A 12973-nucleotide genomic window follows, 5' to 3' on the forward strand; every position below is an offset into this window, starting at 1 on the left:
GTGAAAATAAGGTGTAATTATTCTGGAATAATTTAGGGAGGTATACCATGAGGTGTAACTATCAGATAAGTATGGACGACATCTCGGAATATAACGACACCCAGAGAAATATTAAACTCTTAAACGAGTTATTATCTGCGAGATTAGAGATAATTTCGGGTATCATCTACGGTAATTACGAGGACAAAGTAAATATTTTCGTCGTCGTGTATAATCATACAAGTTCTGCGTTAATTGAGGAATGTACACGAGAAATTAGAGAAACTGTACCTGAAATTGAGGTTGTGATTTCACGACTTATTGATTGTCATGATCCATCAATAGTATCACCACGGCTTATTTATGGTTTGGTAAATCATGGTGTTGAGATTAGCGATTTTGGATCGGACTACTTTCTGATTCAATCTCCTGATGCTTATGATGTTGTAAAGTACAATAACGATACGATTAAACAGGTCAGATTAGAAATAGCCCAGTTGATGCAAAATCAGGGGACGGGAATACAGCAAATTTACAGCAAATTGCGCTATATTTTAGGTACCGCATTATCCTCGTTAATGATTATGCGTGATCTTAATGAGACACGTACCTCGAGAGATAATTTTTGGCATGAATTATTCAGTTCTGAACAGGTATCAGCTGCAAGTAATACACACTTTCACTATCTAAATAGCATCAATTACGAAGGAACAGAATTTAATAGCAAGCTCTACTTGACAGAAGATATTCAAAAAACTGAACTAGCTATACGTGAGATTTATGATATTCTAAATATCCACACTAATGAATCTTACGGCATATCGTTCAGTATCGATGGGCAATAGTTTTAAGTTTATTACACTCTCTATAGCTACTAGTTCAGTCTCATTATTTCTGTCATTATTAATATCTAGACTTGCAGGATTACCTACATATACTTCAGTCAAGGTAACTTTGACTTTTTCAGTTATTATGTTCCTGACTGTAGTATTGGGATATGTTCAACATAAATTAGATTTTAAGGTCTTCCCTAAGTGGTTGATACGATATTCAGTATTATTTACCGCAGGAGTCTTAATTCCTGGAACTTTCCTTGCACTTACTGCTGCATTGTTCCTGGGTATCTTCTTTTTGTTAGAATATATCAATTAATTATATTTGGAGGTACATCATGCCAGAATTACCAGAGGTTGAATCAGTAGTCCGCAGCTTGAGACCAAACATTGAAGGTAAGATTATTGAAGAGGTTGACGTAGTACTCCACGATCTCACTCCGCAAGGTGGAGTCTATTTTAAGGAAATGATCGAAGGTAGTATGATCACTGGTATCGATCGCCGAGGAAAGTACATTATCATTGACTTGCTTGATGGTGATAACAATGAACTTAAATTGATTTGTCACTTGCGAATGACTGGCAAATTAATTTACAAAGAAGGTGGAACTGCTGAGTTGGGTTCCAATCTTAGATATGCATTTATTCATATTAAACTTGATACTGGTTGGCTATTCTTCTGTGAAGTGCGAAAATTCGGATACATGGAAGTATTTACTGCTGAGGAAATGGAAACATCTACATCTATTTCCAAACTCGGACCTGAGCCTTTCTCTGAAGATTTTGATGAATTCGTCAAACGTTTCCGGACGAAGAAAAAATACAGCGGTTCATTTATTAAAAGTAGTCTCCTCGATCAGGAACTGATTGCAGGTATTGGAAATATTTACGCAGATGAAACTTTGCATGCTTCTGGAATCCATCCTTCGACTTATGGATACATGATTACCGATGAGGATTTGCGAAATATTTGGAATAATACGCGGAAGATTATGGAACGTAGTATTGCGGCAGGCGGAACTTCAATTTCCGATTACGAGGATGGTAACGGTAATCGTGGAACATTCGCAGAACAGCTTAAAGTTTACGGTAGGACTGAGTGTGGTACTTGCGGTAACGAGTTACAAGCATTCAATCTTAAGGGTCGTATGACTAGAAGTTGTTTAAATTGTCAACCAGTAAGAAAGGATCAGCAAATTGAAAAACCACAAGGAGAAGTTACAGTTTAATACTGAAACTTACGATTTCGAACTATCCCATTATGCAGTAGACTGCTTCACACGCTACGATGAGTTAACTGCTGAATCATTTGCAGAAGTCTATGGTAATCTCGAAGATTATCTTTTCGTTGCAAGTCTCTCGTACATGGATGTACAAGAATTAACATCACGGTATACATGTAATATTTACCTCGATGGAAATACGGACGAGTTTAAAGTATATTACCGAGTTGAGAGATTGTACGCTGAACTTGGAATTTACGAACCTGAACTTGAGCAACAAGTAAGTTCATATCTTATTTTCGAGCGTAGATTTGATATGATTAGTGTGATGTTGGATGTACTTCGTGGAAATCACGTTTTATAGCACAGAAAAGCCGTCTGATTATAGACGGCTTTTTTATTAGCGAGTACGGCCTGCCAGTTGTTGTTCAGCTATTTCTACGAGACGTTTTGTGATATAGCCTCCGATGGATCCGTTTTCGTAGGATGTCATGTTACCTTGGTAACCATCTGCTGGAAGTTGAATTCCCAGTTCTTGTGCTACCTCGAATTTCAGTTGCTCGATTGCGTTTCTAGCTTGAGGAACTACCAAGTTATTGCTTGATGATCTGTTTTGTGCCATGTTGTTTTCCTCCTTTATTAGATTAAAGTTAGTATTTACTTGAGCGAATATGATTATGTGATGCAATTTATGGAAAAATACAAAATTTACGTTAAACAATGTACCTCATAGGTAGTCGCATACAATTCTAAAGTAACCTACATGTATCCTAATTATTTGATCATTAACAAAGATAAGTTATAATTAAAAAGAATTAACTAAAATGATGGTATCGAAGTGAAAAAGAACTTTGGCATAAAAATATGACTGATTCTATGAAATATTAAAAGAACTGGGGTCTATACTTTGTCTATTTAAATAGGTGGTGTAAGGAAAATTAAATAAGAATGTTTGAGGATAATAAACATGATTATGAGATTTTCTTTATAACTACAATATCCACAATTTCTACACTATTCCACAATTACCTAGGAGGAAACTAATCATGGCAGTAATGAAATCGAGAGAATCAAGAAATCTCACAGGGTCCAAGTTGACAATTCCGTATTTTAATCCACAAGCAGGTAAAGAGTACCGTATCCTGTTCACACCTTTCGAGGATGACAGAACAAATGCTATTGTACTGGCTGAACGTGTTCACTCTGTACAAACAAGTAAAGATCGCGGTGAATCTGTACGTTGCTTGAACGGATACAAAAAGACTATGGACGAAGAAAGTGATATCCTTGAACTCGATCCATCTACAGGTAATCCAAAAAATGACGGTTCTTGCCCTTACTGCAAATACTGGGAAGATCTGAGCCGTAACTTGTTCGGTCCTGAGTACGAGAAATGGAAAGAAGAAAATCCACAGGCTACTGATGAAGAGTGCATGATCAAATGGTCTGAGTTCTCTAAACTTTCCCCGGTAGCAAAAGCTAAAATTACTCGTTACTATCCTGCAGGCGTTATCGAACTTGATGCTCGTGGTGGTGCAGCTTCCACAACTCCAGAAGGCAAACCGAAATATGATATTCAACTGGTTCGTATCACTGATAACCAATTCGAGAAAAAGTTGGACAGCGCGGCTGACGGTTACCGTAAAGTAGAGGTACAGTCTGGTGCCGAAGAAACTGACGGTCTTGCGTCACGTGAATTCAGCTTCAAATATCCAAATACCAAGGACCGTATGAAAATGGCTCTTGATATGACAATTAACACAGCTCAATATCCGATTCTTGCTGACGTGCAAGATGACATTTTCTCTAACGTATGGGGAATCGATCTTGAGAAAGTCGATGGTGAAATTTCATCCTTCGTACCACGTTCCATTGACAGTGCGCTCTTGTCTCTGCAACCGCACATGACACGTATGAAAGAATTGTTTGTACGCTTCGGTGTTGATCCTTCTGCGATTCAACTGGGTAATGTACCAAGTATCTCCAGTGAAGAAGTAGACAAGCTGATCGGCGTAACTAGTTCCGGTACTGAAAGCAACACTGCTTCCGAAACTAAAGGCCAGGAAGATCCATTCGCTAAAACTGAAGGTGAAGGCGTACAGCACTCCGATAAAATCTCCGCTGAAGAAATCGCTGATATCATCTAATCAGCATCCCCTCTATATAAAACCGTTTGAGTCGCCAGGCTCAGACGGTTTTTTAATTGGAAAATTCTGAATTTACATGAAAATATCTATACCTTATCGGTCTCTACTTTATCTCTTAGTAGTCAAAAACATTAAAGAGAGATAACAAAGAGGAAGGGATGAGGAAGACATAAGTGTAAATTTCACTATACATCTTAGTTGATAACTATCTTGAGACTTTATTTATATAGTCTAAAAATATCCTATTATTCATTATAGGTGTAAGGAGAAATGATATGTTCCGATATTTAATTATCAGAAACTTCCAATCTATCAAGGAACTTATACTACGTGACCTTGATTATGGAGCAATTGCCCTCAAAGGTGAGAACGAAATTGGTAAAGGTTCATTCAGAAAGTCTATTGAAGCACTATTTACTGATATAGCCGCTGTGCATATGAAATATAATTTGCGTCATGGAGCATCGTCTATTTACATCGAAGCTGGTTTGATGACAGGTAATGTTGTAAAACGTTCCTTCGGTGCTGAGAAATATTCGTATATGTTTGACGAAAATGGTACATTGATTGCGGATGACATGGTAAAAATCCGTGAACACTTTAATCTATATTACGATGAACAAAGTAAGCAATTACTTAATATTCGTCGACCTGAAGATCCTCTTATTGGTGTATACACTTCACCGATGCAGAACTTTAAAATTATTCAGCAAGCTTTGGGAACTCAAGTGTTGACTCAAGATGTGGCACGGGCTAAGGCTGATATGTTAGAACTTGAAAAGTCTGTAAAAGATAAATCATCTCAAATTTTGGAGTTGCGTAACGATTTACGTAATATTCCAGATATCACTATTGACACTTCGGAAGCTGAACGAGAGTTCGAAGCAGAAATGGACATTCTGGATAAGATGGAGCAGGCTATCGAGTTGCTGACCGACCTCGAAAATGCTGATGTCCCTGACGTACCGGAAATTGATATTTACGATTGGGAACAGGAATTGCAGATAATCGAGAAAATGGAACAAGTTTTACAGATGGAAACTGAACTCCAACCTCTTGATCAGACTGCGACACGCTTAACATCATATCTCCAAGGTATGGATGTAGTAATTGGTGAACTCGAGCAGGAAATTCAAATTCTCGAAACTATCGAACAATTACAAGGTCAAGTTGCATCTTTGGAACGCTTAGAGGAATCCAATTCCGAACTTACTGCAACTGTTAAAGAACTCTCAGAAATTGTTCAGGAAGCTGAATTGTTGTTGGAGATTGATCAACATATCTGTACATTCCAGGACATCCGGAAAATTTCCGCTAAATATAAAGAACTTCACGCTGAACATGCCGCTATTGGTGAGCGACGTGAAACTTTGATGAAAACTAATAAATTCTGTCCGGTTGTGGCGGAAACTAACAGTTGCCCGTTCAGTGTTGATGTTTCCCAACTTGTTCGGATTTAATAGGAGGTAAGCAATGAGTAGAATAGCTGTTATTCCTGACTTGGAATTATACGACCGCGAGATTGGTCATACACGTGGATACTCTGATGAATCACTCAAAAACTTGGATGATATTATCGACAAGATTATTGAGAATAACTTTGATATGGCGTTATTTGCCGGAGACTTGGTTTACAACCCTTTCAGGTCTGAAACTTACCGAGCACAGGTATATCGTCGGTTTATGAGATTGAATAACTATCTTTCGTCAAAAATGCCCGATGGGGTTAAAATTGTACGACTTGATGGTGAGACTGAAGTGGTAAATAACACTATTTTCGCTGTGCAAGGCAACCACGATAAATCACCCAATAAGGAAACTTTCTTTAAGTTCCTTTTGGATACCGGTATGATCTATACCCCGATCGAAATGTACGATGATAAATGGAGCATCAATTTACTCCACTACCAAAAGGATGCTAAAGCCGCAATTGAACAATCATATGCACGCGGACGTGACTCGAGTAAGTATAATATTGATGCAATGCATCTCGAATTGGACGGTGCAGGTATCATCAATGCCTTCGGTGAATTGACATCCTACGGATGGAATTTGTTGAAAGCCGATCTCACTATCGCAGCTCATTTACACAACGCTAACGAGTTGGTTGAGCATGAACGTAGTGATGGAACTAAGTTTAGGCTCTCCGTACCTGGTAGTATCGGACGGACTAAACTGAACATGTCTACTCAACGCGACTTCGCTCAGTTTGTTACGGTTAACTTGTTGACACGTGAAGAAAAACACGAAGCTATTGAGTTGAAAAATTGGCAGGAGTTCTTTGATCTTGGATCATCGATCAGAACACAGCGTCTCGAGAAATCATTGGGATCCTATTCCAAGGATTTGGAAATTCATCACTTCAAGTCTTTCGACCCGAAGGAAATGTTGAATTCTATGGGATTGCCGCAGGATGTACTGGAAACAGCTTTGTCCTATATTAGCCAGTAATATCTCACTACTATCTCTAATTGGTCAATTTAATTAAATAATATGAGGAAATGGAAAGGAGATTTACCAATGTCTAATATTCGCGATGAATATCAAGAAGTCTCTGCACTGTACAAAAAGGCTGAAACTCAGCTGAACGACGTTATGGCTGAGATTCGGGTAAAACGTCCAATGGTAGATAAAATTAAGGCTGAACTCGCGGCTAAAGGGGTTCACTTTGATAAACTGGAGGACTTGCAAGCTATCTTCAACTTGCGTTCAGGAGAGTTTACACGGAAGGTGCAGAATGCACGATCGCAACTGAGTAAATTTACAAATAACCCTCCGGGTATCTAAGTAATTATACTTATCTATTAACTTATACTATAATATACGATTTAAGGAGCGATTTATCTCAATGCCGATACTTACAGTTAAACGTGATGAACTTAAAAAAGGTATGCAAAAAACTTCTAAAATTGCCGGATCATCCTCCAACTTGGATAACATGCGGGCATACTACTTTGTAGTCAAAGACGGTACAATGACCCTGGCTTCCTCTGACTTAAAACTGACCTTGTTCGCTAAAGTAGCAGCTGTTGTAGAAGAAGATCTTCCTGTATTTGCAGTAGACTCTAAACGTCTCGACGAACTGGTAAAACTGTCAGAAGATGAAATCTCATTTGAGCCGGTTGGTGGCGAAGTTAAGATTCAAACTGGTAGTTATAAGACTTCTTGGGCAATGAAGAGTACGGAAATGTTTGAACATGACGTTTCCGAAGGCGAATGGACTGAGGAATGGAATGCGAGTGAGTTCCGTTTTGCCATTGATTCCTTACTTTCAGTGTCCGATAAAACTCATGTTATCAATGACAGTGACAACAATATTTACTTTGATAAATTGCGTGGTTTCTGCTTCGACGGGGCGAACTTGGCTATTGTTCCTTTCCAAACTAAAGAACAGTTTGTAATCAGCAATAGTATCGGTAAGCAGTTGCGACTCCTTGCTGAGAGCGGCAAGATGAAAGTTAAGCGTATTAACGGTGATTCCATTGTCGTTATCGAAACTGAAACTGACTTATTTTCCTTCCGTGATCCAATTTATGAGCAAGGTTATGATATTGATAACATCATCTCAAACTTGGAAGAACAGGCTGTCCTGGCAATGACGAAAGAACCGCTATTGCGTTCACTTAAACGTATGGCATTGACTGGTGAGGACGATTTGGAAGCTGAATTGGTTATCGATTCCCCAAGTTCTGCATTGCTTTCACTTAAGACTTACGTCAAAGGTGAGCAATCTGTAGATGAATTGAAAATCAGTCGGGCTAAGGCTACAGCGCTTAATAAAATCAGTTTCGGTTGTAACCTGAATGACTTTATTATGTTGGCTAGCTCCGTACCTTCCGATATTGTCCGTGTACACTTCTTTAATTCTCGACAAGCTGGTACCTTGCTGAGCGTACAAGATGAAAGTAAACGCTTTGTAGGCTACTTATCCTACGAGGAAGCTTAATATGGGATTTCGCGAAGAGTACAAAGAATTCCAACGGGACCTTGACAAAATCAAGGCCCGTCGGGAAGTCTATGACGAGAGCCGGGCTACCACTACTTTACGTATAGCTAAGCTTGATGAGTTGATTGAAGTTGAAAGTGCCGAATTAAACGTACTTCGCGAGTCACACAAGGCTTTGCAAAAAGTCCTTGGAGCGATTAACGACAATGGTCGCGAAGGTATGGAAGACACTATCAATAAGGCTCTTAAAGTCGCTGTACCTAAACGCAATTACCAAGTAAGTATTACAGATTATGAGCACGCTAGAAATGGTTGGTGTACGGATATCTCGTTCGTTTCAAGTCAAATGGGTAAGGACTTGGATCCACGACATCAATCAGGTGAAGCAGCTAAGCAAACTCTATCTGTATCATTAATTTTCTCTTATATTGCATTTGCTGGACGTACTCATTTCATCTTCTTCGATGAGTCATTCGGTGGAGTTTACGGTAACAATACCAGAAACATTGGTAAGGTTATTCAGACTCTTGCCTCGATTAACAAATTCCAAGTCTTCTTAATTAACCAAGATCCTAGCATGTTTGATGTTCCTGGAATGCGGATTATCGAATTGGACTTGGCTGATACTGACGAAGGTTTGAAAGTAGTTAATGACTATATTGTCGAAAATGAAACTGGAGATATCGAAGAAATTGAAGCGGTAGGAATTATCTAACGCTCGAATATCTCAAATCTCAACTTAATCTCAAGTGTGAAAGTTTTGGGATAAAAGTGAGATTTACCTTAAAATTCAGGGATTTTGGGAAGACGAAGAGTAGTCTCATTTTTATCTCAAATTGAGTCTTGCGTTGCTCGGATACATCTAGGAGTAACGCAAGATTATTACTTTTATGGTCAATTTAAGAAATATACCGACTATAATGTAATTAAGCGTGAAACTCGTTCTCTAAGGAACGATTATTGCTTTCATTCACTGGGGGTTGATTATTTATATGGAACAGGCATCGATAAAATCCCTTGTGCGACTCGTAATGGGTGCGCAGGATTTTGAAGAATTTTCACTACATCTACGCACACGGGGTGCTTCTGAGGAAGGAATACAGCCTTTGTGGGAACATTATATGTTTCTACTCAAGTCTTCATTTCTTAGTCCTTGGGTAAGCGATTGTTTGATGCAACTGGCAAAGTTAGATGAGACTGCACGTAAGTACGAGTTCACTACTTCTAAAGTAAGAACTGATGTCTATCGAACTAGTCAGGCATATTCAAACTATTTTCCTTTTGATATTTTTGAACTGGCTTTCACTGGTGGAATCACCGAAGACGTACTGACAGATAACAAAAAAATCATGGATCGTCTCTGGAAAAAATACAAACCTGTCGTGGAGTCTGCTAAATTAGCAGATGTTTTTGCTGTTGATATCATGGAATTTATTGATAGACCAGAAAAGCACACTATTTCAGACGAAGAATTCGATGAGTTGCGTGCAGTATTAAGTCGACTCAGTAAAGAACACTTGCGAACACTTTTGGAGTTAACTGATTCCCAAAGTCTCCGTTATGGATTATACCTATTGACTGGTACTTCACTGGACGAAGTTGATGGTAAGAGATCATCGCTATTGAAGGACGCTGTTGGACTTAATTAGGAGGTTAGCTTGATGGAGTCGATTTCTTGGCAGATTTACTTTATGCTAGCATCATGTTTCAACCTTATCATTGTATTTTACATGTTATTGAGACTTTATGCGACTCGGTCGAATAAATCTTATATTCAATTCTCTGGATATGTGTTATTCAACTTCCTCATGTACTGTGGAATGTTTTATGTCATTAATAGCATGGAAAATACTCCTTCATTATCTGAAGGTTATGTATCACTTATATTTTCATCATGGTCATTAATTTCATTTGTGTTAATGAATGCCGGAATTTACCGACTGTATAAGGCATTTACTTTTGAAGCACAGATGACTACATACTTAGCAATCGCCTTTGTAGTTATCTTTTCCTTAATATCCTTAATGTTTAGTCCGCGCGTCTATGCTTCAATTTTCATCTTTTTTGATATTGTGGCGTTGGTACTCTCGATGTTATTGGTCCGACGTTTCGTGGAGCAGAAAGTTAAATTTACATTTAGCTTAATCGGAATCTGGTCCTTGACAATTCTTTTCAGCCTTGATACACTATTCCAGATTGATCAGATCATCACGACATCGATTTATGGATTAACATTTATTGGATATAGTATTTTCTTTATTATCATTTTTGAGCGATCTATTGAGTTGATGCAGCTTGTATACCATTCATCTATCACTGATGGCTTAACCGGACTATATAACCGGAAATATTTTTACAGCTTCTTGGAACGTGAAATTAAAATTAACAGCAATGTTGGAGCAATCTTCACGGATATTGATAATTTTAAGAAGCTCAATGATACGCAAGGTCACCAAAAAGGTGATGAAGCCCTTCGACATGTAGCTAAGATTGCCAAGGAAGTATCTGACGGAATCGGTATAGCTGGTCGTTATGGTGGTGAGGAAATTGTCCTAATTATCCTTGGTGGCAATATTAAAGAACTGGCTGAACTTTTACGGGCGCGGATTGAAAAAGAAGCTGGGGTCACGGTAAGCGTCGGATATCATACATATGCACCTGGAACTTCCCCTGGGGACTTCCTTAAACAGTCCGATATCGCTATGTATCATTCGAAACAAAATGGTAAAAACCGGGTCACCGGATATAAGGAGTTATCTCCGGAGCAACTTGCTCTCATGGCTAAATAACCAGTCTGATTTCAGACTGGTTAATTATTTTATATGGGTAAATTTGAGGAGGTATAGTATGTACGTTCCAAAACAAATTCTTATCGAGCAATCTGGAAAAATCCCTTATGGCACTTATGGTAATGTAGAGGAATTTCAGGCTGTTAAAAATTACCGCGCTGAGAACTTCAAACTAAGTGGTGAAGATACAACACTGGCTTATCGGAGCCGAACCACGAATATTGAATGTTTTGAGTACGAGGATAGGTACTACGCATTCGTATATAGTTCCTCAGGATTTACTTACCATCACTACGCAATCATGGTCGGACTAGCTGAGCAGTTGTATGAGTTTCTGACTCGTGATTGTTCGGAATATGGAATAGATGTTGATGAGGTAGCAAGTGATTTCCGAGAATTGGGTCTACATGATCCTGATTGGAATGGAATCTTATAAAGGAGGAACAAAATGTATCATACATTTCAGGTAGTACGAAATTGTGAGGATTACGACGGAAATATGATTCCTAACGAACTTTACAGTGTACAGGAACATCCAATCAACAAGGATTTGTTTTATGTGAATTTTGGTGGACAGGATGAAGCATTATATCCACGTAGTGAGTTCGATTTTCTCATTACTACTGAATTAATTTATCGGCAATATTTTGGGGATATTCAGCTACCTATCATTAGCAAGAACTATAATGGTCAGAGTTTTACTTTTATTAATCCAGATAGTCAGCAGCAACTAGCTTACATGGCCGACGTTACTGTGATTCCATTGGAAGAAGCTTACCGGATTAATTGTGGAACTGTAATTAAACTTTAATTGAGTCCTTAATGTGTCGTAAACAGTTAATAGATGATGAAATACTTGAGTTATGATATAAACTCGAGTTAATAGGAAGACTAAAAATGTGTAAGGGGTGGTAATCATACCATTTTAACACTCAATAAATCATCTAGTTTCGGCACAGTTATCACACTTCAGGACTCAGCATAATATAACTAGGGGGAAATAATAAATGTACGAGAATGAAAATGTTTTATATTTGTCGGAATATACTGATTTGGTGGACAAGTCGTTCATGAATATGGAAGCGTTGAACCTGTTCTATAGCTGTCAGCGCGGTTCCGAGGTTGACTTCAGTAATGTGAATATTGACCATTATCAGGTTATTCCTTTGGCTGAATTGTTGGAATCATTCGACTTGAATCCTATCAATCTAACATACCCTAACGATATTTTACTGTTGACTGCGTTGCATTTGGTACGTGAGCCGAAAATCAGCTATGACGAATTTATTGATGCATTCCATGTTCGTTTCCCAGTAGGGACTGTATGTATCAAGGATACATTGTTCTGTATTGACAATCCGCGTGTCGGAAAAACTACAAACGTATTGGTAATTGAGGAAATTCGCCCATTGAGTGTGCGGGTTCGTCGTTATCATGCTAGTGCGTTTGATCCGGATGTTTACTACGGCCGTGGAGGTCCGAATGCTACTTCAAATTACATTATCGAGAATTTGGATATGAATAGTCTTTATCATAAAAATCCATTTCTCCGTCATGCTATTAATCAGCAAGAAGTTGATGCACTCGATTACTTCTTCCCTGAAGGTAGCATTATCATCCAATAACTCAATCACGGGGAGGTTACAGTATGAAAGATCGTATTTTAGTACTGCAGGACTTCTTCGAGAGAAATACCGGAAGGCCTTTGATGATATACCAGGGCGATTATTCTAGTGGTTATTCTATGTATGCCGGTGATGAAACTGTACAGATGACCACTATCCGTAATAACGAACTCCGAGTTAAGGTAAAAGAATCAGAAGATATCAATATCTTTGAGGAAAAGCTTATCTCCAACTTGGAGGTCAATGACGAGCGTGTACGTGTCACTTTTTACGGTTACGAAAGTCGCTATGTTGAATATCATTCACGGGCAATGTATAAATAAAATTAAAAGACCGTCAGTATATCTGGCGGTCTTTTTACATATCAACTTAGGTGCTAAACTATTATATTGAAAGTGATAAAATAAGTTAGGTTATCCTTAGTAAACGGA

At 38.4% G+C, this 12973-nt stretch carries 15 protein-coding genes; 14 read left to right on the forward strand and 1 reads right to left on the reverse strand.

Annotated features, from left to right (window positions below):
* Positions 1 to 47 precede the first annotated feature (47 nt).
* Both ABGV42_RS00455 and mutM read left to right on the forward strand, forming a co-directional pair.
* Positions 48 to 824: a hypothetical protein gene (locus tag ABGV42_RS00455; RefSeq protein WP_347379854.1), complete on the forward strand. Its 777-nt coding sequence runs from the start codon at positions 48 to 50 to the stop codon at positions 822 to 824.
* 326 nt (positions 825 to 1150) lie between these two features.
* A complete protein-coding gene (gene mutM, locus ABGV42_RS00460; protein ID WP_347379855.1) occupies positions 1151 to 2041 on the forward strand; it encodes a bifunctional DNA-formamidopyrimidine glycosylase/DNA-(apurinic or apyrimidinic site) lyase in 891 nt (296 codons plus the stop codon).
* A 394-nt stretch (positions 2042 to 2435) separates the two neighbouring features.
* On the opposite strand, the gene ABGV42_RS00465 is transcribed toward mutM, so the two are convergent.
* Complete coding sequence (locus tag ABGV42_RS00465; RefSeq protein WP_347379856.1) at positions 2436 to 2657, reverse strand: alpha/beta-type small acid-soluble spore protein; 222 nt, start codon at positions 2655 to 2657, stop codon at positions 2436 to 2438.
* 424 nt (positions 2658 to 3081) lie between these two features.
* On the opposite strand from ABGV42_RS00465, the gene ABGV42_RS00470 reads away from it, so the two are divergent.
* The 12 genes from ABGV42_RS00470 to ABGV42_RS00525 all read left to right on the forward strand — a co-directional run bounded on the left by ABGV42_RS00470 (position 3082) and on the right by ABGV42_RS00525 (position 12865).
* Positions 3082 to 4182, forward strand: a complete 1101-nt coding sequence (locus tag ABGV42_RS00470; RefSeq protein ID WP_347379857.1) for a hypothetical protein — start codon at positions 3082 to 3084, stop codon at positions 4180 to 4182.
* Positions 4183 to 4457: 275 nt separating this feature from the next.
* Complete coding sequence (locus tag ABGV42_RS00475; protein ID WP_347379858.1) at positions 4458 to 5642, forward strand: hypothetical protein; 1185 nt, start codon at positions 4458 to 4460, stop codon at positions 5640 to 5642.
* Between the two features lie 13 nt (positions 5643 to 5655).
* On the forward strand, positions 5656 to 6633 hold the full coding sequence (locus ABGV42_RS00480) for a metallophosphoesterase (protein WP_347379859.1): 978 nt from the start codon (positions 5656 to 5658) through the stop codon (positions 6631 to 6633).
* A gap of 69 nt (positions 6634 to 6702) precedes the next feature.
* Entirely contained in the window at positions 6703 to 6969 is a 267-nt protein-coding gene (locus ABGV42_RS00485; RefSeq protein WP_347379860.1) for a hypothetical protein, read from the forward strand.
* 61 nt (positions 6970 to 7030) lie between these two features.
* On the forward strand, positions 7031 to 8128 hold the full coding sequence (locus ABGV42_RS00490; RefSeq protein WP_347379861.1) for a hypothetical protein: 1098 nt from the start codon (positions 7031 to 7033) through the stop codon (positions 8126 to 8128).
* A gap of 1 nt (position 8129) precedes the next feature.
* On the forward strand, positions 8130 to 8843 hold the full coding sequence (locus ABGV42_RS00495) for a hypothetical protein (protein ID WP_347379862.1): 714 nt from the start codon (positions 8130 to 8132) through the stop codon (positions 8841 to 8843).
* A 277-nt stretch (positions 8844 to 9120) separates the two neighbouring features.
* The gene (locus ABGV42_RS00500) at positions 9121 to 9777 is read left to right on the forward strand and encodes a hypothetical protein (RefSeq protein WP_347379863.1); all 657 of its coding nucleotides are present in this window, start codon (positions 9121 to 9123) and stop codon (positions 9775 to 9777) included.
* Between the two features lie 12 nt (positions 9778 to 9789).
* Positions 9790 to 10917, forward strand: a complete 1128-nt coding sequence (locus tag ABGV42_RS00505; RefSeq protein ID WP_347379864.1) for a GGDEF domain-containing protein — start codon at positions 9790 to 9792, stop codon at positions 10915 to 10917.
* Positions 10918 to 10975: 58 nt separating this feature from the next.
* A complete protein-coding gene (locus ABGV42_RS00510) occupies positions 10976 to 11353 on the forward strand; it encodes a hypothetical protein (protein ID WP_347379865.1) in 378 nt (125 codons plus the stop codon).
* Positions 11354 to 11365: 12 nt separating this feature from the next.
* Complete coding sequence (locus ABGV42_RS00515) at positions 11366 to 11728, forward strand: hypothetical protein (protein ID WP_347379866.1); 363 nt, start codon at positions 11366 to 11368, stop codon at positions 11726 to 11728.
* Positions 11729 to 11924: 196 nt separating this feature from the next.
* On the forward strand, positions 11925 to 12542 hold the full coding sequence (locus ABGV42_RS00520; RefSeq protein ID WP_347379867.1) for a hypothetical protein: 618 nt from the start codon (positions 11925 to 11927) through the stop codon (positions 12540 to 12542).
* Positions 12543 to 12565: 23 nt separating this feature from the next.
* Positions 12566 to 12865 carry a hypothetical protein gene (locus tag ABGV42_RS00525; protein ID WP_347379868.1) on the forward strand — a complete coding sequence of 100 codons (300 nt, stop codon included), beginning with the start codon at positions 12566 to 12568 and terminating at the stop codon, positions 12863 to 12865.
* Positions 12866 to 12973 lie beyond the last annotated feature (108 nt).

It is taken from the genome of Paenibacillus pabuli (genome assembly GCF_039831995.1).
In the GTDB taxonomy this organism is placed as follows: domain Bacteria; phylum Bacillota; class Bacilli; order Paenibacillales; family Paenibacillaceae; genus Paenibacillus; species Paenibacillus pabuli_C.